This window comes from Neobacillus vireti, assembly GCF_036962465.1.
Classification (GTDB): domain Bacteria; phylum Bacillota; class Bacilli; order Bacillales; family Cytobacillaceae; genus Neobacillus; species Neobacillus vireti_B.
This window is the reverse complement of sequence record NZ_JBALNF010000055.1, coordinates 15,640-36,246: the sequence shown is the minus strand read 5'-3', so window position 1 is coordinate 36,246 and position 20,607 is coordinate 15,640. Positions and strand designations below refer to the sequence as shown.

Genomic DNA, 20,607 nt, shown 5'->3' with positions numbered 1-20,607 from the left:
GGCTGGCAAATTTGAATTTGAACTGAATTCTTGCTACTAAAATGTTTTGGTGGCATTCTTACCGACACAAAAATCATGGAGGATTAAATATGTCAAAATCAAAACAAAAAATCGTTCCGCATTTATGGTATGAAAATGGGGCCAAAGAAGCTGCTGAGTTTTACGCATCCATATTCCCGGACTCAAAAATTACGAATGTCACAACCATTCAGGACACACCATCAGGCGACTCCGAGATAGTCTCCTTTGAGCTGTGGGGACAGAAGTTTATGTCAATCAGCGCTGGGCCTTATTTCAAAATCAATCCGTCGATCTCTTTCATAGTTAATTTCGACCCATCGCGAGAAAATGATGCGAGCGAAAAAATAGATGAGATATGGAACAAATTATCGGAAGGCGGTACAGCGTTAATGCCGCTTGATAAGTATCCCTTCAGTGAAAGGTTTGGCTGGATTCAGGATAAGTATGGATTGTCCTGGCAATTAATGCTTACCAATCCAGAAGGTGAAGAACGGCCTACTATAGTTCCATCACTTTTGTTTGTCGGCGAAAAATGCGGCATGGCCGAAGAGGCGATTCATTTTTATTTATCCGTATTTAAGAACGCTAAACAGGGACTTATCGCCCGCTACCCTCAAGGCATGGCACCTGATAAAGAAGGAACAATCATGTTCGACGATTTTATGCTGGAAGACCAGTGGTTTTCCGCAATGGATAGCGCACATGAACATAAATTCAATTTTAATGAGGCAATCTCATTCATGGTGTATTGTGACACACAGGAAGAGATTGATTACTACTGGGAAAGGCTAACTGCAGTTCCTGAAGCAGAGCAATGCGGCTGGCTGAAAGATAAGTTCGGTATATCCTGGCAGGTTGTGCCAAGCGAGATGAATGAGATGATGAGCAAAGGTAGACCAGATCAACTTTCACGTGTGACGAATGCCTTTCTAAAAATGAAGAAATTTGATCTGGAGAAATTACGGAAAGCATACAAGGGATAATCAGAATCCAGACTATGGATGATCTAGGGTAAGCTTACATCCGCTTCCCAAGTTTTCGATAAAAGCAAAAATACATCTCTCCCCAAAAATTATCTTTTAGAGGAAATATTGGCTCTAAAGAAAACTCATATGCTTATTGAGATAAAAGGGGTAGTTTAGTTGAAGAAGGGATATGCAAAGAAGCATATCCCCAATTGATTTAATGACTATTTTCAATAAAATATACCGTATAATAATTTACCAGCCCAAAACGCAAGTAAAATCCAAATTAGAATGAATAGTACGGCAACAATCCAGTTTTTTGGTTTACCATTTTTTCTAATTTCTTCAGCCTTTTCTCTGTTTTCTTCAATAATGTAAGGTGGTATTAATTTTAGTGCCAGTGAAATGCCCAGCGGAACAATAATTAGGTCGTCGATATAACCCAATACAGGGATAAAGTCAGGAATCAAATCGATTGGACTAAAAGCATAAGCAACAACACAAATAGCAACCAATTTAGTGTACCAAGGTACTCTATTATCTTTGTATGATAAATAAAGAACAAATAAATTTTGTTTTAGTTTTCTTGTGTAGTTTTTTAATTTTGTTAGAGTATTTTTTTGTTCCATCTAACTCCTCCTTGTTAGTAATGATTATAAAGTAAAATAGGAGAGAGTTGAAACAATTATTGGGTTAGTGCTTGTCAACTATCGATGCAGTTTAGTGGAATGAGCTATGACCATCACTAAATCAGGTCGCAGGTGGGGCTCTTTTTCTTGTTCCCCAACTCGCAGTTTACTTGAAGAAGGGAAAACCTTTAGAAAACGAATACGCAATAAAAATAGTGCTTCACAACAGTGAAAGCAACTATAATACGTACTAATCTTAGAGTTATTTAATAGTTAATAAGAACGAGTAGAAGAGGGTGTCGTTCAATTATTAGAAGATCATATGGGGTAGTCAGACTCCGAGATTGTACGCCTTCATAAGCGCTTTTTTGTCAGTTGTTATTTAGAAGGAATATAGAACAAGAGGGAAGAGAGGGCACCCGAAATGTCTTCTAAAGTGGCTCTTTTCTAAACAAAGGGAAGGAGTTTTCATTCAATACTATCCTCAAGAATGGTTCTTAAAGACAAACCAGACACCAAGCTCATCCAAAAATGTCTTCAAAAACTGCTATCAAGGACCTTAAGCGAGAAGTTGCCATCCCAACAATGGATAAAAATTTATTTCGTCTCACTATCTTAAGTATACTTGGATATTGAGATAATTTAATGATTTGATTACATAATAATATTATGTAAACTGGTAAAATAAAAGAAAAACTGCCAGTAGAGTGACAGTTTTTTGATTGTTAGTCGATTTGTTCTTTCGGCATATCCATTTTATCGACTGCAATTTTTAGATCATCATTCTTAATATGAGTATAGATCATCGTCGTCTGTATCGATGAATGACCTAATTGCCGTCTTAATTTTGGTACGTCATTGATCTCAGCATGGTATCTGGTAGCAAACGAATGGCGCAGCTTATGCACCGATAATGATGGCTTCCCAAATGCCGTTGCATATTTTTCAATGAGTTTTTCAACCGATCGTGCTGTCAGCCGCCGCGATTTTCCTTTAGGACCAACCGGTGCAGAAATAAATAATGCTTTATTTGTTTTGTCTACTTGATATTTAGCCGTTCTTACAGAGAGGTATTCCTGGAGATCCGCCATAGCAACTTGGCTAAAGAAAACGAATTGCTCTTTATTTCCTTTTCTAATTACTCTTACACAGTATTTGCTATAATCAATATCGTCTAATTCGATACCGACTAACTCTGAAAGCCGAAGTCCTGAGCCTAAAATTAAGGATACAATCGCCGTATCGCGTTCTTTATTTAACTGATAAAAGTTATATAGTTTTTTATTTTCTTTAGTTAATTCGCCATAATCATTTGCCACAAATAGACGAAACTTTTCGTACTCATCACCAAGGAGGATTTTACCTTCCATTTTATTTGCTTTTGTTTCCATGCTGTCTTTAACTTCATTAAACTCGATTTTGGCCATTACATTTCGATTGATATAAGGCTTTAAATCCGGCGTTTCAGCGATATTTTGCAGATAATTAAACAGTGACTTTAAAGCCGATAACTTACGATTTACGGTCAATTCCTTGTTATCTAATTGATAATGGAGATAGTTTAAAAAGTTTTCAATCTCTAAGACGGTCATCTTTTCGAGAAGTTCCAGTGGAATTTCCTTAACAGGACCCTGATACAGTTGCTCCATCATGATCCAGTTGAAAAAAATCTTATAATCATGACAGTAATTAAATAAAGATGCTGTGGAAAGTTTGCGCAGCTTGTGATTTATGTATTCTTCCACATACCAAGGGAGTTCGTTAAGCAAGGTTTGTAATTTTTTAAAATTGGTTTGTTTATCCTGATTTACCATATTAACACCTCACTTCTATTTTACTTGGTACACTTAATTACGTCAAATTTATATTTTACGTAATTATCTTTTTGAGTAATAAATCTATAATAGCTGCCCCACTCAGGAAGAAATATTGTCCGGAGAATCACCCTACTTTAAGCTTATCAAGCCATTTCTTCTCTCATGGATAGTTTCACATGCAAAGGAAAAACGATCAATTCGGCAAAAATGCTAAAAATATGATTCAAAGTTTCAAAACTGTTTGGAAATCTGTTTGTTGGTTTTTTCTGGTACATAACACTTCCCATAAAATTGAACCCTTGGTTCACTGCATAACCGCTCTCTTTATAATGGATAAAAAGAGAGTTGGGTTTACCATCTCTCTTTTTGCAATGCTTATTAAAAACAAATACTCGTATTTATACAATCATTTCATATATCCCAATGATTATTAACAAGGATCCAGCGACAAGATTTGAGTATTTGCCAATGTTCTTCCCACAAATTTTATTCCCAAGTTTTAATCCACACCAAATGGATATAATCGAAAATAATCCGATCGAAAATGTTGTTAAAGCTGGAGAAACTCCTGTTATTCCTGCGCCTAAACCCATTGCTAAACAATTTATAGCTAGCGCAAATCCTAAGAAAATGGACTCTTTTAATGAGATAACCTTATCATCATTTACATCCGCTAAATCAGGATGAGCTATCACTTGTGAATAATTTGAATCAATTTTTACTTCACTCGTCGCATTTTTTTCAAAAAAGGAATCCACTATGCATTTAATTCCAATGCAAATGATTATTAATCCACCTGCAATATTGGCAATTTGGATGGAGATAAAAGCTGAAATGAATCTTCCGGCAATTATTGAAAGATAAGCACATAACATAGAAACGATGCCGATAATTAAATTAGAGATAAAAGGAATCCGTGTTGATTTTAACCCATATGAAACACTTATTCCCAAATTATCAAGATTGGAGGCCATACCAATTAATAAAACAGATAAAAAGTGCATATTTTCCTCCCGTGGCTTGCAGTGTTCTAAGTTGTTCTTTATGTGTATTTATATATTCAAATGGTTTTAAATATGTTAAAAGAAATTAACGGTCCCAAGATGTATTGGCAATTAAAAAATGCATAAATTTCAAAAATATAAAAAGAGCCAAAAAATACGCACGTAGTGTATAAAAACATATCATAAATAAAAAAAGAGAAGGAAACATTGTTCCCTCTCCATAGCTTTTTTTAATATCAATAATTTAGTTTATTCTCAAATGATGCAGTTAGTTTTTACAAATAATACTCAATCATTCTTGCAACCATCTCTTTTATTTTTTCTTTTATCGATAATTGATTAACGTTAGAGGATGTTACTCGCTTTGAATTTTGGATGTCTTCATTGATGACTGGCCTTATTTTAGAAATATAGACAGGATCATGGATATAGCAGTTCATTTCTTCATTTAAATGAAACGAGCGTGAGTCAAAATTAACGGTCCCTACCATCAAAATGCTTTCATCAATTAATAATACTTTACCGTGCAGCACTCCTTTTTTATAACCGTATACTTCCATTCCTTGTTTTAATGCTTTTCGGATATATGGATAGGCTGCTTCTTTAACTAACAATGCATCTGAATGAGGTGAAAACACAATTTTAACGCGAACTCCTCTGTTTCTTGCATCCACTAATGAGTTCCAAATCGTTCTGTCATTTAGTATAAGATAAGGTGTTAGTATAATGATGGAATCTTTTGCTTGTTGAAACAGCATTGCATATTCTTGACTAAGTTTTTCTCCACTATAATAAGCAGTGAATCGATGTGAGGTTGCTCCCTTTTCCTTTGTTACTCTGTGTATAGAAATCTGTTGTTCTGTATTTTTCTTCCAGTCTAACACAAATTGATGTTCTAGATCTTGAACTCCTTCTCCTCGTATTTCAAGGTGATAATCCCTCCAGTGACCGAGTTTTACTTTTTCTCCTAAATACTTCTTGCCGATGTTAAATCCGCCAATGTACCCAATCCTTCCATCAATAATTGAAATACGGCGATGATTCCGGTGATCCATAGAAGAAAAGAGATAAGGCAAAGCAGGCTTATTGTAATATGTAAAATGCACTCCTGCTTTACCCAATAATTCTCTTTCCTTTTTCTTTAGTAAAATTCCACCTAGCCTGTCCACTGCATAATAAACTTCTAACCCTTCCTGGCTTTTTTGCCTCAATAAATCTAGAAACTGATGACTTACTTTATCATCAGCAATAGAGAAAAAGTTGATATACACGTAATGTTTTGCTTTCCTTATATCTGAAAATAATTGATTGTTAAACTGTTTCCCGTCCGTATATAAAGTAATATTACTTTGACGAATCGGGTATTGGATGGGCTGATGCTCGAATACCATCCTCTTTTCTGCTGCTGTTTTGTCAATTTTACCCCAAACAAGCAAAACCAAACATGCAGCGATAAACACGAATAGGATTACATGAAGGATTTTCTGTACCTTTTTCAGCATATGTAATCTCCTTTAGATATTATCGTTTTTATTCTGTTAGTTTTTGTCTTCGGGACAAAATTATCCTGTTAGCCCTCCGTAGGGCTTCTGCCTTTGTTGGCTGAAGCTTATATTAATTTATTTAAAAGGGGGATTTTACATGCTTGGTTTACTGCAGATATGGTTATGGTGGTTACGGCTATGGAAGATATGGTTCCGGTGATCGTGATCGTTCAGCATTCGTTCTAATTTGATATTGTACACGTTGTTAGTCTTAAGAAATAAAAAAGGAACTCATTTGAGTCCCTTTGTAATTAATAACTGTTTTCATTTTTATAAGATCCTAAAGTATTATGTTGTCAGTCTTAACACCATTGTTTAGAACCAGCTTTTGTTTTTGCTTTCGTCTATAAACCCTTTTGGATAACAGAATGCTTATTTCATATAATAATATTAGTGGGATAGCTACTGAAATATGAGAAATAAATTCTGGTGGAGAAATCATGGAAGCAATTAATACTAGAATTAAATAAGTATATTTTCTAAGTTTAACTATCTTGTATGGATTAACCATTCCTAAAGTGGTTAAAAACGTCAAAACAAGCGGCATTTCAAACGCTACTCCAAAAGGTAAAGTCATATTAATTAGAAAACCAAAATATTTATCTGCCGTAAAGGAGGTGGTCATTAGATCTTTCCCCAAATTAACGAGAAACGTCATGATATTTGGAAATATAAAATAATAACCAAATGCCAATCCCCCAATAAAGAGAAAAAACATTGAAGGTATATACGCTAATGTTGTCCTTCTTTCCAATGGATTTAAGGCTGGCTTGACAAATAGCCAGATTTGCCATGCCGCCACTGGGATAGTCCCAGCTACTGCAACAATAGTGGCAATGTGAAAATAAATCCACATAATATCACTTGGGCCCAAAATCATTAGCTTATACCCTAGATCCCCCATGAAAAATAGATAAATATTTTTCACAAAAACGAGTCCTAAAACAAGAAATAAAATGAAAGCAACCGTAGAAATAATTAATCTTTTTCGTAATTCTTCAAGATGTTCAACAATATTAAGTTCTTTATCCATCAAGTGCCACGCCTGCCTATCAGAAATTTATCTTTTTTAATCCATTACTTTATAGTTAGCAACTTGGTAACAAGTTGGATTGCCATAGCATCATCAATATAACCGATTGGAAATATGTAATCAGGAACGACATCCACTGATACAATGAAATAAATTAATGCACTTCCTATTATGGCAAGTTCTCGTGATGTTCCCTTGTTTAAACGGAATTTCTCAAACAAGTCTTTAAGCTGACTTATAAATGGACCAATGCTGCCTATTTTCTTCAGCTTTTCACCAAAACTATTTAGGATATTTCCTTTTCCCTCTTCGGTTTGTGCATATTGTTCATAATTAGCTAATTGACGCTCCACACTATCAATACTAAATTGATTATCTATTAAATTTGAGAATTCTAGGATATTTTGAATACTTTCAACGGACTTAAGAATATCAGATTGTTGTAATCCCTCATATTCATTGGAATAGCCTGCAACCACAAATAACTCTGAAATAGGGACATTTAGATGTTCAGCGAATTTTTGTAAATGTGCTGGATTGGCCTTACGTTTGCCGTTTATAATACGTGAGATAGTGGCTGTGTCAATATCCGTGAGTTCACTAAGCTTTCTCATGGACAAAGAATGTTCTTTTAACATCTTTTTTAAATACAACCCCAGTTTTTCATCTGATTTTTCTTCCACCATAGCTAGTTTCCTTTCGATATGCTGATTGATTGCATTTCATATAAAATTTAAATCTCTATTTAACTAATAAAAAACTGTAAATCTAACGTTAATAAAAAACACAAAAGCAATTAGAAATATACACATTCATTGACATTTTGTCAACGTTCGACGTCATTCGTTGATTTTTTGTCAATAAGTTTTAAACACTAGTTAATGGTAAAAAAATAAATCCCTCTTATATAGAGAGGAATTTAAAATTAAGCATGCGCTTCTTGATTTGAAGTTTTTAAAATTTCTAATGACTAGATATGGTAACCATCTAATTCAAGCACCTTAAACGTATAATTACCGTGATAGATTTTTTCACCTTCAGAAATATCCATATTTTCCGTTAATATACATCCGCCGATGGTATCAATATCCGTATCATCTAGTTCAGGTCCGAATAAATCATTCACTTTTTCGATTAGGACTTTCCCATCCGCGATGGTCTTATTTTCATTAATCTTATTGATTTCAAGAACCTCATCGGCATCAAATTCATCACGAATTTCTCCGACGATTTCCTCAAGAATATCTTCAACTGTTACTAATCCTGCCGTTCCGCCGTATTCAAATTATCATTGGTCTAGCAAGAAGCAATGTTTCGATTTTTCAGCCGCTTTTAATACTCGTTCATGGATCATCTAACCTAAATTTAATATCCCTGAATTTCTTTTATGCTTTTTCCCCCAATAAAGGCATGCCCCACTTTTAGTTTTGCTACGGTTTTAAATCCATATTTTTGATAAACTTTTTCTATTTTTTCGTTAATAGGAAATACCCAGAGGTTTTCTAGCCCCTTCTTAGCAACTTCTGTTTGAATATAACGAATCAATTCGCCGATTAATCCCCGTCCCCTGTATTCCTCCAGAGTTGCAACACTTTCCATCCGTGCCTGATTATCATTAATAAAAATACAAGCTGTTGCACAGGCAACTCCCTTATACCTTAGTAAATAATATATATAGCTAGGATGATTAAATTCTACCTCAAAAGCCTTTTCCCTAACTGCTATGCCTCCAAATTCTGTAATACTGCATTCAATATGTAATGCATCGGAATAATTCTCTTTTGTCACCAATTCAATGGATATATCCTTGCGTTTTTCCTTCTCCAAAAGCTTATGATCCCACAATTGAACAGGACTGATTAATTCTTCAAGATCGAATTGATCCATTTTTAGATGTTCAACCAATTCTTGTTGATCATCTAAGTTATAAATATAAAATCTGGGAATAATTTTTCTAGATTGATAAAAATTTTTAACTTCATCAACGATTAGCTTTGGATTATCAATAGCATCACTTATATGAGCATGATTTGCGTTATAATAATTTGGTTGACTTTCATTGTAAAAAATGGAACCCCAGGATGTTTCTAATCGTTTTGTAAAGGTCTCTAAGTATGCAAATTCTAGTAAAATCACGTCTTTTAGATTTATCATATTTTCCTCCTTTATTTCTATATTTATTAAAGTTTAGCATAAGAATCCAATAATTCTTTTAAAAAATAACCCTAATTGAATTGCAAAATTGCATAAACCCTTATATATCAACAAATTTACTAAAAATTGATTATTTCTCATAAGGGAAATTTTTTTTGTAATTTATTTAATAAAGAGCTGCATACTAGGCAACTTGTCCATTCCATAACACATTTTAAGAATAAACTACAATAAAGATATTGGAACTAACCTTTCTTCGCTTGGCTACAATACCTTTTAAAAAAGAGCTAAATATTAAAAGGGGTTTTCGAAAATGAAAAATCGTTCATCAAATACCTTTGATTATATTATTGTTGGAACTGGTCCTGCGGGTGCCGTTTTAGCAAAAACACTCACAGATGATAAAAAAACCTCAGTCCTTGTTCTGGAAGCTGGTGAAAATAATGATAAGGATAAGCCAATTAGTGATTCTAGATTTGCTCCTGAACTTGAGGAACAATTTTTCGCAAAATATTTTTGGCAAGGAGAAGGCGTACCTCAACCAGGAGTAGATAACAGAACCTTTGAATGGACCACAGGTCGGCTTTCTGGTGGTGGATCTTCAATAAACGGAGAACAATATGTTAGACCCACCCCCTCTGTATTAAGAGATTGGGAAATGCTATTAGGTCCAATGTGGTCACCTGAACAAGCAATACAAGCCTTTAAACAGCTAGAAAACTTTCATGGAAAAACCAAAAGCCCAGAAGTTCACGGTTATAATGGGCGTTTAAATATCAGGCAAGCCCCGCTAAATCCTCCTAAAATGACAAAAAAACTTGTTTCAGCCATGGAACAGGCCACTGGTTTTAATAAGATACTTGATTATAATGACCCTCTAACCCCTATTGGTCCTTTTACTAGATGGCAGCTATTTCAAAAAAACAATGGACAACGTGAGAGCTCATCAACGGCATTTTTATCATCAGACATTATGAATCCTGATGGTTTTGGTGTGAATGGGCGTAAATTACAAGTTTTATATAAGACAACGGCCCTTCGTATATTATTTGATGGAAGAACTGCGATTGGTATGGAATTTCTAATGGAAGGAAAAAAAATACGAGCATTCGCCCGAAAAAAAGTGATTATCTCGGCGGGAATAAACAGTGCCCAACTTTTAATGTTATCTGGAATTGGACCTGCAAATGACCTTACGAATGTTGGTATTCCAGTTGTTTTTGATAATCCGAACGTAGGAGAATTTTTAACTAATCACACGTTAAATACTGCTACCTTTACGGTTAACAAAAGGGATATTTCTGAGCTGCAAAACGATCCATTCTCCCTTTATACGGGTGGTGCCTTTTTACCTAATCCACTCAGTGGAAATAATGATCGCCGTGGTGTGCAATTAATAGGAATATTTTCAGAAGAAAACTTAAATATTGCTATTCTATTCTTGCAACCGAGAAGTCGGGGAAGAATTGAGATACAGAATAATGATCCATTAAAAATTGTACTTGCAGATGAAGGTTTTCTTGATAACGAGTATGACTTGGAGGCAATAAAAACAATATATAAAACGTATATTAAAGATATTGCAGAGAGACTTTCCTCGATAGATCCGAATTATAAGCTTATTAATCCAACCCCAGAAATGATAGAAAATGATGATGAACTTGAAGATTTCATTAAAGAGAACTTTGGTCATAACCACCATCAACAAAGTTCACTACGAATGGCTCCCCTCCATCAAGGCGGGGTAGTTGATCGTTTTGGAAATGTTCACGGAGTGAATAAATTAATAGTTGCAGATGCATCTATCATACCATTTACAGTTGATGGCAACACGTCAGCAGCTGCATACCTGATTGGATATACCATAGCCCAGCACCTTATTCAGTGAAAAATTAATATAAGTTAATATGCCCTTCCCCTATCCTATGGACATGCAATAGGAGTATGTTGGAGATCCGCTTTAGTTTGCTATCAATCATTTTTATAATATTACAAAGCCATTTATTCAAATTATAAATGGCTTTATTAATTTCCAGAAAAGAAATTGAAGTAACCTATATGTAGGGATATTTCACTAGAATGTCTCGATATAATTTAGTTCCTTTTTCTTATTGATAATCACGTGAAATTATTTGATAATGATAATCAATATCATTGATAATGATTATCATTTATTTAGGAGGATTATTATGTTTATTCAATTATTAAAGGAAAATCGCTACGTATCTCTGTTACTTACTGTAGTTAGACTTTATCTAGGCTGGTTGTGGTTAAAGGCTGGCTGGGGGAAAATTTCTAGTGAGAAATTTGATGCAAGCGGATTTCTTTATGGCGCAGTAAAAAACATGACGGGTGAACACCCTTCTGTGCAACCTTGGTGGGGTGAATTTTTAAAAGAGGTTGCAATTCCATACGTGGATCTATTTAATGTCATAGTTCCCTGGGGAGAGTTATTCGTGGGTATTGGATTAATTTTAGGACTTTTCACTTCATTTTCTATCTTAATGGGTCTTACTATGAACTTTGCCTATATGTTATCAGGAACAACAAGTACCAATCCCCAAATGGTTTTACTAGGGATGTTTATTCTTGTGGCGGGTAACAATGCTGGCAAAATTGGATTGGATCGCTGGATTGTTCCAGTAATAAATAAAATGATAATTAGTAAAGCAGGCAATGAACAATTATCCCAAAGTGCTACTAGAACATAGAGTACGAATGTACATAATATAAAAACATGGGGATCCCACACCCCCATGTTTCGTTTACTTAAGAAATACATCTTCTTTTAACTATTTTATATGGTTCCTTTTTTATTGTATATCAAGATTATCGAGGGCATGGCGACTAAGTGTAAAAAGAAGCCATTTGTGATTGTATGAAAAAATTATCACAAATGGCATTTTCTTTAGAATAGACCTGCTTCCCTTGCGGCAGCAATACTATTTCTAGCAAACTCTTCCGCAGACATGCCAACATTCTCCCAATGGATATACATTAAGCGTGGATTTTCAAACAGCCAATGGTTATGAAAGGCCGTTACTATAAGGCCTCTTTTCCGTAGTGCAGCAATAAATCGATTAAGTTCTTTTTGGAGAACAACTGATTCACCAAGATTTAGACCATTATTTTCAAATGACAACATAAACGGAAGTGCAAGCGGTGAACGTGTGCGGCGGCCTAAAATAGTAGCATTAATATCTCGAAGGCGCATAACAGTACACACTGGTGCTGCTGCAATAACTTCTCCGCCAATAATATCTGCCAGTCGTTGGCATTTTGAAGCTGTTATATTCCTAACCTCACCACGTTCAGTACTTCTCATTCGTTCGCTTGACTCATGCCCTTTAAAGCTTGAACTTTCGAAATACATCTGATTGTTAACACCTCTGTTAGAATGATGCCCAGTTGTTCTGGAGCTGGATTCAAATTCTACTTCCATCTGATTTCTTCCAAAAGAGCTTGACTCGTTGTCATGATTAACAAATCTGAACCAATTTTCAAAAACGTCTCTTCTTTCCATTAAAATCACCTCCTTCTCTCAAACTTAAAAAACCATCAGTTTAGAAAAGACCTGCTTCTTTCGCAGCTTCAAAACTATTTCTAGCAAACTCAAACGGATTCCCAACGTTTTCCCAATGCATATACATTAACCGTGGTCTATCAAATAGCCAGTGGTTATGGAAAGCAGTTACGATAAGGCCTCTTCTTTGTAATGCAGACATCAAAGCATTAGCTTCTTTTTGAAGAAGTACTGTTTCTCCAAGGTTAAGGGTTCTTCCTCTTACGTTGTCTTCAAAGGAAAGAGCAAATGGAAGGGCTAAAGGGGATTCTGTGCGGCGACCTAAAATAGTAGCATTAATATTTCGCAGACGCTGAACGACACATGCTGGTGTTGATGCAATGACCACACCGCCGATAATATCGGCTAATTGCTGGCATGTTGAAGTGTTGACTCCCCCAACGGAATTACGGCTGTTATTTCTACTTGCTGGACGCCATACACCTTGTGGACTTGATCCCCTTTCATTATGAGATTCATGTGTTCCCAATTCAATCACCTCCTTGTCCACTGTTTCATAACATTTTATTCAGAGAAATTGGACAAGAATAGACAATTGACTCGGGACAAATAACTTTTTTTACTAATTTTTTTCTATTTTTAATTTTGCTTACGTGGCAAGTCGGTTGAAGAAGAAAAAAGCCTAATTTCGGCTGAAATTAGGCTTTTTCTTTACTTTTGCTGTTACCTTAGGTTATCTGGAACCACCAGTAAGATGTGCGTCAAACATATCAATAATTTCAAGGAACCTATCAGCTTCCCGAAAAACATGGTCTGCTAATAGAGGATGAATAATACTCTTTATTTTACATTGCTCAATTAAATCACGGGCTGTTCGCTTGAAGTCCCTAAGAGATGTTACCGACACTCGATTTTGATCAAGGAATTGATCTAAAAGAGGAACTGTTTGAGATTGTGGCCTCATAGATTCTAAGTCCCTTGCTTGATACAGTAATTGATCAAAGTCATTGCTGAAATTCCGTGCTAAATCAACTAATTTCCTTTCTGACGGATCAAGGAGATGACCAATAAATTTGGCATGGTCTGCCATAATCCTTAAGAAGAAGACATTTTCTTTTATAATGGCATCTGGAAGCGATTGTAATTTCCCTTCATTTAATTCCATTAATCGTTTTCTAAAATAATTCGCTTCCCTGCTTGTATGATCAACTAATAAGGGAAAATTATTTGCCCCTGGCAATTTGCATGTGAGAATGAGTCCTAATACTTTCCGTTTAAATGCAAAAATATTAGTTGCAGCTAGTTGTACCTCTGAATTAAATCTTCTTATTTGTTCGGGGTCTGTTTGATTATTAAAGGAATGCGCAGTTTGTTCAATTTGTTCAAACAAGCGATAAAATTGATTAGCCTCTTGAATTAGTTGAGTATCTTCTGCTCTAAAACCCAATCGTAAGAATAAAGAATGTTCTTTCATGATCCTAGCCCAAAAACGAATTTCATTTAAAGAGCGCTCAACAAACAATCCTGATGTTACACCGGTATCTGCATGCATAGATGTATGATCCCCGTTCATTCTATAACCTCCTAAAATACTCCCTCTGCTCTAATCATATTTACATAGTGTATTGAATATGTCTAAAGCAAAAGTTTAGTTTTACTTTTGAAAATTATGAAATGAAGAGGTATATCATTCTTCTTCCTATGATTATCGTTAAAAATCTTTATTTCCTATTTCAATGGGTATTGGTAATAGATAAAATACTGTAAGAGTGAAAATAGTTTTTAATTGCTACATAGCTCCCATTAGTGTACTAGCCATACGGGTGGCTCCCAGAATATGATATAATCATATTGGAGGTGAATTATGGAAGGGATTCAGGAGGATACTGAAAAATGGTTTGAAAACCCCCGTAAAAAAGTCATTTTAAAAATTTTTATCCCTATTTTTCTTGCCATTATTCTACTAATCGTAAAAAAAATTTGGGGTGACTCTCTCCTCTCCTATACCCAAGAACACAAGTGGTTTATATTGACTGGATTTACTGCTGTCATACTCTACATAAGTTGGGCCTTTAAAGATTTCTTTTCAAATCATAAACAAAATTTGCGGAGAACATGGTATTTCTTGTTTATTGTGGGAATCGTTTTGTTGCTAACTCAAACAGGTTTTAATGTGAAAGAATGGCAGCGATATACTTTGTTAGCAGCGATGTTTATCTTTGTAGATTTAGCCTTGTTTCTTACTCCATCGATAAAGAAAATCGGCGGAGCGGAAATGGAACAAATTAATGAAGTGGAAAGCGTCAATGAGGAAATGAAGAAGGTAATTGTTCAAACACAGAATAGAAGTTTGCAATTCACCAATATATTGGACATGATGCAAATCTCCTCTTTCAAAACCCAAGAATGGGATGAAATAGAGGTTTATCAGGAGAGTTTAGAGGACTTTTTATTTTCATACGGAGAAACCTGCAGACAAGAGATTACCGTCTTTAAGAAAGACCATGATCATTTTTTTAAACAAGAGGTTGGCACCGTTCTCGGGGTGAATCTTACCGACGAACAAATGAATGGGTTAAATGACAATATCGTCGTTTATGTGGATAAACAAACCGTTCTTATTCCCTATCTCGAAAAAGTGTTCCCAGTGGTGATTTCGATTGAATCGGAAAAAGAACATGTGTTGGATATAGACATAGACCATATCATTAACCTATGTTTGATACATACTTGGTTAAAAAAACCAGAAGATGAACAACCAAATTGGCAAACGTTGTAGATAAAAAAGTGTTAGTTTGGTAGAATAAGGGTAATAGATAGGAAAGGAGTGGATACAATGCCAGAGCGTACGAACAATACAGAGGGAAATGTAGTCACTATGGTTGGAAAACGCAGAGGTAGAGTGAAGTCTCCTTTTTTACAAGAGAAGGCGACTCGAACAGTACCACGAACTTCCCCATCATTGTATACGAGGGAATTATTTAAAAGAAGCGATGATGCGGTAGATCGCTTAAAGGATAGCCATTACGGTGAAGTGAGACGATAAGACAGGATGTTTATTCCTGTCTTTTTTATTGGCTGTAATTAAACGATAATAGTTTCCAACAAGCATGCCCCCATTTACTTAGGCTTTATCCTTTAACTGTCATTCCTACTTCCTTTCTTTAAATTATCAATATTGTCTCTCATTTTCTTATGCAAAGTTAGAAGTAAATTATGATTCTTGTCCCGCTTTGGTATGGACCCAGAGGGCTTGTCCATTAAAAAGGGGCTTTTCTTTTTTCTTGCACCCACATCATCATCTCCCATACAAATGCTTGTACATATATACTGCCTGTATCGTCCAATTATGTTGGTTTTAATCAAATAATTATCAAGAACTAATCGTTCATCTGTTCAAGATGAAAGGGCTTAAATTTAAGCAATTGTTCCGCCTGTTTCCTTCAATGAAAGGAACACATGAAAGATTAATTGTCTCTTCCAGGCTTGTAGTTATAAAGATTACTTTGATGTCCAGTAATTTCATTATTATCGATGAACAGCTGTCCATCGTCCTGGTAGGTTGCTAAGGTAATGCTCTCTATTTTTTCTCCCCTCTTTTCAAGTTCGCCCATAAGCCAACTATGGTCTAATTGCAGATATTTTAAATTATGATAAACAACCTGTCCGTCCATGATCAGGGGAATTGGAATGTACTCTTTTTTTACATGTAAATTTAAATCCTTTGGTTGAACGGGACGATAATCTGACTTAGGGATTACACTAATACTTCCTGTGTCCTCCATCACGGCAATCGAGATACTCTGAATATCTGTGTACCCTTTTACTCTTAGATGGGATAATAATTCATTCATTGGCATCCGTACCTTCTTCAACCCTTTTCTATCTATGTCACCATTATGGATTAATACGGTAGGACTTTCATATAACATCCATCTTAGTTTATTATGTAAGGATAAACGGATAAAAATCTTATATAAAATGACTGTGATTCCAGCATAGGTAATCGCTTTTTCCATATTCATTACTTCCAAAGGGGAACTAATGATATTGGTAAGAATTAAGATATACAATAAATCAAAGGTGTGCATTTGAGCTACTGCCTTTTTGCCTGTAATCCTTAAAAACAAATAACCTACCACAAAAACGATCAATGTACGGTAAAATGTTTCCAAAATGGCCTCTCCCTTAAAACAAAGGTTTGCAGTGTTAGAATTACCTTTAGTATTAGAATTTTCCTTCCCAACTAAACAACTCAACCTATTTATTTAATTAAAGTTGGAGGGTTTAACAACATGTTTTTTACACTTTTTAGATCAAATGTTTCCTACATGAAACTTTTTTTCTTCTCTGTTACTTAGTTAGTATAACGACAAAAGGTTTCTCTAGACCCACTTGACCTTAATACTTCATAATGGAAAAGGATAGAAACGTGGGGGAAGTATAATGGAAGAACAAGCATATTTGGACTTGAAACGTGGAGAACGTGGAGCAATTATCAGCATTATTGCTTATATTTGTTTGTCTGCATTAAAATTAATCGTGGGATATTTGGCAAACTCTGAAGCGCTAAAAGCAGATGGCTTAAATAATGCTACTGATATCATTGCCTCAATTGCTGTACTTATCGGGTTAAAACTATCACAGAGACCTGCTGATGATGATCATCCATACGGCCACTGGAAAGCGGAAACGATTGCCTCCATGGTCGCTTCTTTTATTATGGTGGTGGTCGGGATACAAGTGACCTATGAAGCGATTTCTAGTATTTTTCATGGCCGGAATGAATCGCCTGATTTAATTTCTGCCTGGACAGGCATCATTTGTGCCGTAGTTATGTATTTTGTTTATCGATATAACAAAAAATTGGCCAATGAAATTAATAGCCCATCTGTCATGGCAGCGGCAAAGGATAATTTGTCAGATGCCTGGGTAAGCGCAGGAATCTTCATTGGTATTGTAGGTACCCAGTTTGGTCTTCCTTGGCTCGATCCGTTAACTGCTATCATAGTAGGGCTGCTTATCTGTAAAACTGGCTGGGACATTTTTAGAGAGGCATCCCATAATTTGACGGATGGATTCGATGAAAAAGTAATAGAATTATACAAAGAAACGATCCATCATTGTTATGGCGTCAAAGGTGTAAAGGATATTAAAGCCAGAAATTATGGTAATAACGTAGTGGTTGACATTGTCATCTTAGTCAATTCTAATCTGGATGTTCGTGGTGCTCACGATATTGCAACAGATGTGGAGCTAAAATTAATTGAAGTCCATCACGTTTATGATGTACATGTCCATGTAGAACCTAATTAAATTTTTGGGGTTATACCGGTTAAACTAAAAATTCAAACGGAAAGAAATCAAAGCAAAAAAGAGACTTCTCAAAGAGTCTCTTTTTTTTGCTGTTCCCCATTTTGTTTACTTAGTTTTTTCGTCCAATTCTTTCAACGCATCCGTAAGATGCTCGTTTAAGGTTCCTAATGCTTCTTTATCCAATGTGGCTGCTTCTGAACCTGCAATGGTGGGGTCTAGATATTTTTCAATTTCCTCGTATAAATCTTTGTTATCCTTCTTAACATCATCTTCAAAAGAAGACCATTGATCCTCTAATTGCGGTCCAACTTCCTTTACCTTTGCCTGATCGCCGCTATCAATTGCTTTTGACAATTCTTCCGTTGTATCCAACATTTTGTTTACACCATCTGAAACTTTTTGATCAGTTGAACTACAGCCTGCTAAAACTAGTGCACTTCCAAGACCAAGGGATAATACTAGAGATGTTATTTTCATCATGACAGCTTCCTACTTTCAAAGTTTGTATTGTTTTCCATAATCAATTTTTTGTTTTTCAATCTTTTAAATAAAATGATCATAATGGCAGCTACAACAAGAATTGCTTGTGGAATAGTGCTTTCCCATGAAGGATAGAGTGCAAAGAATCCTACACTTGGAATACTTGATGAATTCGTTGTTTGAATGAAACCTGCTAGCTGAAGACTGTGTATTCCCATACCGGTAAACTTAATACAAAGGTAAAATACGATGATACTTGAGACCATAAAGAAGGGGCGTAACGGCAATTTCAAACCGATAAAGACCATTAAGTAGGCCAAAACCCCAAGTATCGCAGCTCCAATTAGAAAACCAATTAATAAAGACTGGAGACTTATTTGACTAGCCATTCCAATGTAAAATAGGACTGTTTCCGTTCCTTCACGAAATACCGCGAGAAAAGCAAGAACTCCTAGTGAAACAAGTTTACCTGTCGTTAAAGCAGTTTGGCTTTTTTCACGAATATATCGATTCCAATCAGCAATATTTGATTGACTATGAAGCCAATAACTCATGTAGAGTAACATGACAGCTGCAAAAACCCCTGTCCATCCACCGATAAGTGCATTATTATTTCCAAAAGCTCCAGATGAAATAACAAATTTCACAATAATGGCAAGGATTATGCTAACTCCAAGTCCGGATAATATCCCTGACCAAATCCAGCCTTTTCCTTTACCTGTTCCTGACTTTTTCACAAAGGACATTAGAGCAATAACAACCAATAATGCCTCCAGGCCTTCACGAATTAAAATCATAGCTGCATCCCAGTATGTGTATTCAGATTTATTCGCTAGAGGAGTTAAATAATTAACCATGTTATCTATGACTCTATTAGTTTGATCGTAATTTGGTGGATTAGCAGATAGCATCGCCTGAATGGTCACCAAATCTTTCTCAGAATCACTATAGACAGAGGCTGATTGGGCCACAACAACTCCTTCAACACTTAACCAACTATCACTAGCTTTTTTTATACCTTTTAGTGCTTCAGCTTGATTTTGTTCTTTTACTTCTTTCTTCACTTCTTGTAAAAGTAATATAAAATCATCTAGAGATAGATCTTTGTTCAGAACAGCTGCTTCCTTTGGATATCCGCCAGCTGCAAATTTGTCATTAGTTGCTTTTAAATCTTTTAATGCCATTAAAACTTGATCTGATTTTTTAATCGTAAAGGCATAAACGACCTTTCCCATATTTGATTCAATATCTCGATAGGCAGTGGCCGAATCTGCTTTTATCCCTTCTTCGATTTGTCTCCAGGATTTGTTAAATTGATCATAAGCCTTTTCTGCTCCCGAAAGGTCTCCTTTTGATGCCAAATCTATGGCTTGATCCACTGAGACTTCAGCCTTCTTCATATCTTCCTTTGAATTTCCAACTGCTAATGCGGGATTAAGTTCCCCCATTCCAAAAATTAATAGAAGGATCGATATCAAAAGTAATAATTTCTTGCCCATAAGGTCCCCCTTATTGTCTATAAAATTTAATTGATAATGAATCTCAATATCATCTATGTATATTATCATATTCTCTTTGAAAATGATTGTCAATTAGTGTTTTTAATATTTTCTAATAATATCGGTTCGATAGAATTACTTAATCATAGACTCCCCCACAATGTCTTCGGTAGGAACGTAGGCATTTGAAACAATAGCCTCTTAAGACGCCAAGTCCTGTCTGATGATCAACTCGTTCAGCACTTGGTTAGGCTTGTCCTGATCTGAATCTTGCTTGTTCACATATACGTAACATCTATAGTTACATCTGTGATTTCAGTCACAATTTTCATCACTAAGTCTATGGTATATTCCTATTGAGAAAAGTTATCACCCTCTTTTAGGAGTGAAAAACATGCCAAAAGTATTGAATATTCAACAACCGGTCTTTCAATTATGTACCGAGTACCCAGAAATTATCCCAATCATGCACCAACTTGGTTTTGAGAATATCACTAATCCTACTATGCTAAAAACGGCCGGACGAGTCATGACATTGCCAAATGGCTGCCGGATGAAAGGCATATCCTTAGAAACCGTCATCAAAACATTTGAAAATAACGGATTTACGATAAACAAGTAG

Annotated in this window: 21 protein-coding genes and 1 pseudogene; 8 read left to right on the top strand and 14 right to left on the bottom strand. The window is 35.4% G+C overall.

Features of this window, described 5'->3' with window-relative positions; genetic code table 11:
- Positions 1-89: 89 nt before the first annotated feature.
- Positions 90-1,004, top strand: a complete 915-nt coding sequence (locus tag V7077_RS21155; protein ID WP_335505570.1) for a VOC family protein — start codon at positions 90-92, stop codon at positions 1,002-1,004.
- 212 nt (positions 1,005-1,216) lie between these two features.
- On the opposite strand, the gene V7077_RS21150 is transcribed toward V7077_RS21155, so the two are convergent.
- The 4 genes from V7077_RS21150 to V7077_RS21135 all read right to left on the bottom strand — a co-directional run bounded on the left by V7077_RS21150 (position 1,217) and on the right by V7077_RS21135 (position 5,938).
- Positions 1,217-1,615, bottom strand: a complete 399-nt coding sequence (locus V7077_RS21150) for a YkvA family protein (protein ID WP_335505568.1) — start codon at positions 1,613-1,615, stop codon at positions 1,217-1,219.
- Positions 1,616-2,340: 725 nt separating this feature from the next.
- Entirely contained in the window at positions 2,341-3,429 is a 1,089-nt protein-coding gene (gene xerS, locus V7077_RS21145) for a tyrosine recombinase XerS (protein WP_335505566.1), read from the bottom strand.
- Between the two features lie 401 nt (positions 3,430-3,830).
- A complete protein-coding gene (gene ytaF / locus V7077_RS21140) occupies positions 3,831-4,478 on the bottom strand; it encodes a sporulation membrane protein YtaF (protein ID WP_335505594.1) in 648 nt (215 codons plus the stop codon).
- 233 nt (positions 4,479-4,711) lie between these two features.
- Positions 4,712-5,938 carry a phospholipase D-like domain-containing protein gene (locus V7077_RS21135; protein ID WP_335505565.1) on the bottom strand — a complete coding sequence of 409 codons (1,227 nt, stop codon included), beginning with the start codon at positions 5,936-5,938 and terminating at the stop codon, positions 4,712-4,714.
- A 93-nt stretch (positions 5,939-6,031) separates the two neighbouring features.
- Between V7077_RS21135 and V7077_RS21130 the strand changes: the two genes are divergently transcribed.
- Positions 6,032-6,166: a hypothetical protein gene (locus tag V7077_RS21130; RefSeq protein WP_335505563.1), complete on the top strand. Its 135-nt coding sequence runs from the start codon at positions 6,032-6,034 to the stop codon at positions 6,164-6,166.
- Between the two features lie 94 nt (positions 6,167-6,260).
- Here the strand turns inward: V7077_RS21130 and tatC are convergent, their stop codons facing one another.
- The 4 genes and pseudogenes from tatC to V7077_RS21110 form a co-directional block, all read right to left on the bottom strand.
- Positions 6,261-7,016, bottom strand: a complete 756-nt coding sequence (gene tatC, locus V7077_RS21125; RefSeq protein WP_335505561.1) for a twin-arginine translocase subunit TatC — start codon at positions 7,014-7,016, stop codon at positions 6,261-6,263.
- A gap of 41 nt (positions 7,017-7,057) precedes the next feature.
- Positions 7,058-7,699, bottom strand: coding sequence for a helix-turn-helix domain-containing protein (locus tag V7077_RS21120; RefSeq protein WP_335505559.1), 642 nt, complete (start codon positions 7,697-7,699; stop codon positions 7,058-7,060).
- 287 nt (positions 7,700-7,986) lie between these two features.
- Positions 7,987-8,295, bottom strand: a pseudogene (locus tag V7077_RS21115) (transporter associated domain-containing protein); the annotation flags it as partial.
- 83 nt (positions 8,296-8,378) lie between these two features.
- Positions 8,379-9,167: a GNAT family N-acetyltransferase gene (locus tag V7077_RS21110; RefSeq protein WP_335505557.1), complete on the bottom strand. Its 789-nt coding sequence runs from the start codon at positions 9,165-9,167 to the stop codon at positions 8,379-8,381.
- 313 nt (positions 9,168-9,480) lie between these two features.
- Between V7077_RS21110 and V7077_RS21105 the strand changes: the two genes are divergently transcribed.
- The gene (locus V7077_RS21105; RefSeq protein ID WP_335505555.1) at positions 9,481-11,055 is read left to right on the top strand and encodes a GMC family oxidoreductase; all 1,575 of its coding nucleotides are present in this window, start codon (positions 9,481-9,483) and stop codon (positions 11,053-11,055) included.
- 301 nt (positions 11,056-11,356) lie between these two features.
- On the top strand, positions 11,357-11,878 hold the full coding sequence (locus tag V7077_RS21100) for a DoxX family protein (RefSeq protein WP_335505553.1): 522 nt from the start codon (positions 11,357-11,359) through the stop codon (positions 11,876-11,878).
- Between the two features lie 197 nt (positions 11,879-12,075).
- On the opposite strand, the gene V7077_RS21095 is transcribed toward V7077_RS21100, so the two are convergent.
- The 3 genes from V7077_RS21095 to V7077_RS21085 all read right to left on the bottom strand — a co-directional run bounded on the left by V7077_RS21095 (position 12,076) and on the right by V7077_RS21085 (position 14,263).
- Entirely contained in the window at positions 12,076-12,690 is a 615-nt protein-coding gene (locus V7077_RS21095; RefSeq protein WP_335505551.1) for a DUF1259 domain-containing protein, read from the bottom strand.
- A 40-nt stretch (positions 12,691-12,730) separates the two neighbouring features.
- A complete protein-coding gene (locus V7077_RS21090; protein WP_335505549.1) occupies positions 12,731-13,219 on the bottom strand; it encodes a DUF1259 domain-containing protein in 489 nt (162 codons plus the stop codon).
- Between the two features lie 204 nt (positions 13,220-13,423).
- The gene (locus V7077_RS21085; RefSeq protein WP_335505546.1) at positions 13,424-14,263 is read right to left on the bottom strand and encodes a DUF2935 domain-containing protein; all 840 of its coding nucleotides are present in this window, start codon (positions 14,261-14,263) and stop codon (positions 13,424-13,426) included.
- 291 nt (positions 14,264-14,554) lie between these two features.
- Between V7077_RS21085 and V7077_RS21080 the strand changes: the two genes are divergently transcribed.
- A complete protein-coding gene (locus V7077_RS21080; RefSeq protein WP_335505544.1) occupies positions 14,555-15,469 on the top strand; it encodes a type II toxin-antitoxin system SpoIISA family toxin in 915 nt (304 codons plus the stop codon).
- Positions 15,470-15,526: 57 nt separating this feature from the next.
- Positions 15,527-15,736: a hypothetical protein gene (locus V7077_RS21075; RefSeq protein WP_335505542.1), complete on the top strand. Its 210-nt coding sequence runs from the start codon at positions 15,527-15,529 to the stop codon at positions 15,734-15,736.
- A gap of 421 nt (positions 15,737-16,157) precedes the next feature.
- On the opposite strand, the gene V7077_RS21070 is transcribed toward V7077_RS21075, so the two are convergent.
- On the bottom strand, positions 16,158-16,865 hold the full coding sequence (locus V7077_RS21070; RefSeq protein WP_335505540.1) for a DUF421 domain-containing protein: 708 nt from the start codon (positions 16,863-16,865) through the stop codon (positions 16,158-16,160).
- Positions 16,866-17,136: 271 nt separating this feature from the next.
- On the opposite strand from V7077_RS21070, the gene V7077_RS21065 reads away from it, so the two are divergent.
- Positions 17,137-18,006 (top strand): cation diffusion facilitator family transporter, encoded by an 870-nt coding sequence (locus V7077_RS21065; RefSeq protein ID WP_335505538.1) that lies wholly within the window; start codon positions 17,137-17,139, stop codon positions 18,004-18,006.
- 105 nt (positions 18,007-18,111) lie between these two features.
- Here V7077_RS21065 and V7077_RS21060 read toward each other — a convergent pair whose 3' ends face one another.
- Both V7077_RS21060 and V7077_RS21055 read right to left on the bottom strand, forming a co-directional pair.
- Positions 18,112-18,486, bottom strand: a complete 375-nt coding sequence (locus V7077_RS21060) for a hypothetical protein (RefSeq protein ID WP_335505536.1) — start codon at positions 18,484-18,486, stop codon at positions 18,112-18,114.
- The gene (locus tag V7077_RS21055) at positions 18,483-19,985 is read right to left on the bottom strand and encodes an FTR1 family iron permease (RefSeq protein WP_335505534.1); all 1,503 of its coding nucleotides are present in this window, start codon (positions 19,983-19,985) and stop codon (positions 18,483-18,485) included. The genes V7077_RS21060 and V7077_RS21055 overlap by 4 nt, the downstream gene beginning before the upstream one ends.
- Positions 19,986-20,379: 394 nt before the next feature.
- Here V7077_RS21055 and V7077_RS21050 point away from each other — a divergent pair, with 394 nt between their 5' ends.
- A complete protein-coding gene (locus V7077_RS21050; RefSeq protein WP_335505532.1) occupies positions 20,380-20,607 on the top strand; it encodes a DUF1858 domain-containing protein in 228 nt (75 codons plus the stop codon).

Excerpts from the sequence above, each read along its gene's own strand:
- V7077_RS21155 (WP_335505570.1), top strand. The coding sequence starts at position 90 with ATGTCAAAATCAAAACAAAAAATCGTTCCGCATTTATGGTATGAAAAT.
- V7077_RS21150 (WP_335505568.1), bottom strand. The coding sequence starts at position 1,615 with ATGGAACAAAAAAATACTCTAACAAAATTAAAAAACTACACAAGAAAA.
- xerS (WP_335505566.1), bottom strand. The coding sequence starts at position 3,429 with ATGGTAAATCAGGATAAACAAACCAATTTTAAAAAATTACAAACCTTG.
- V7077_RS21135 (WP_335505565.1), bottom strand. The coding sequence starts at position 5,938 with ATGCTGAAAAAGGTACAGAAAATCCTTCATGTAATCCTATTCGTGTTT.
- V7077_RS21120 (WP_335505559.1), bottom strand. The coding sequence starts at position 7,699 with ATGGTGGAAGAAAAATCAGATGAAAAACTGGGGTTGTATTTAAAAAAG.
- V7077_RS21110 (WP_335505557.1), bottom strand. The coding sequence starts at position 9,167 with ATGATAAATCTAAAAGACGTGATTTTACTAGAATTTGCATACTTAGAG.
- V7077_RS21105 (WP_335505555.1), top strand. The coding sequence starts at position 9,481 with ATGAAAAATCGTTCATCAAATACCTTTGATTATATTATTGTTGGAACT.
- V7077_RS21100 (WP_335505553.1), top strand. The coding sequence starts at position 11,357 with ATGTTTATTCAATTATTAAAGGAAAATCGCTACGTATCTCTGTTACTT.
- V7077_RS21095 (WP_335505551.1), bottom strand. The coding sequence starts at position 12,690 with ATGGAAAGAAGAGACGTTTTTGAAAATTGGTTCAGATTTGTTAATCAT.
- V7077_RS21085 (WP_335505546.1), bottom strand. The coding sequence starts at position 14,263 with ATGAACGGGGATCATACATCTATGCATGCAGATACCGGTGTAACATCA.
- V7077_RS21080 (WP_335505544.1), top strand. The coding sequence starts at position 14,555 with ATGGAAGGGATTCAGGAGGATACTGAAAAATGGTTTGAAAACCCCCGT.
- V7077_RS21075 (WP_335505542.1), top strand. The coding sequence starts at position 15,527 with ATGCCAGAGCGTACGAACAATACAGAGGGAAATGTAGTCACTATGGTT.
- V7077_RS21065 (WP_335505538.1), top strand. The coding sequence starts at position 17,137 with ATGGAAGAACAAGCATATTTGGACTTGAAACGTGGAGAACGTGGAGCA.
- V7077_RS21060 (WP_335505536.1), bottom strand. The coding sequence starts at position 18,486 with ATGATGAAAATAACATCTCTAGTATTATCCCTTGGTCTTGGAAGTGCA.
- V7077_RS21055 (WP_335505534.1), bottom strand. The coding sequence starts at position 19,985 with ATGGGCAAGAAATTATTACTTTTGATATCGATCCTTCTATTAATTTTT.
- V7077_RS21050 (WP_335505532.1), top strand. The coding sequence starts at position 20,380 with ATGCCAAAAGTATTGAATATTCAACAACCGGTCTTTCAATTATGTACC.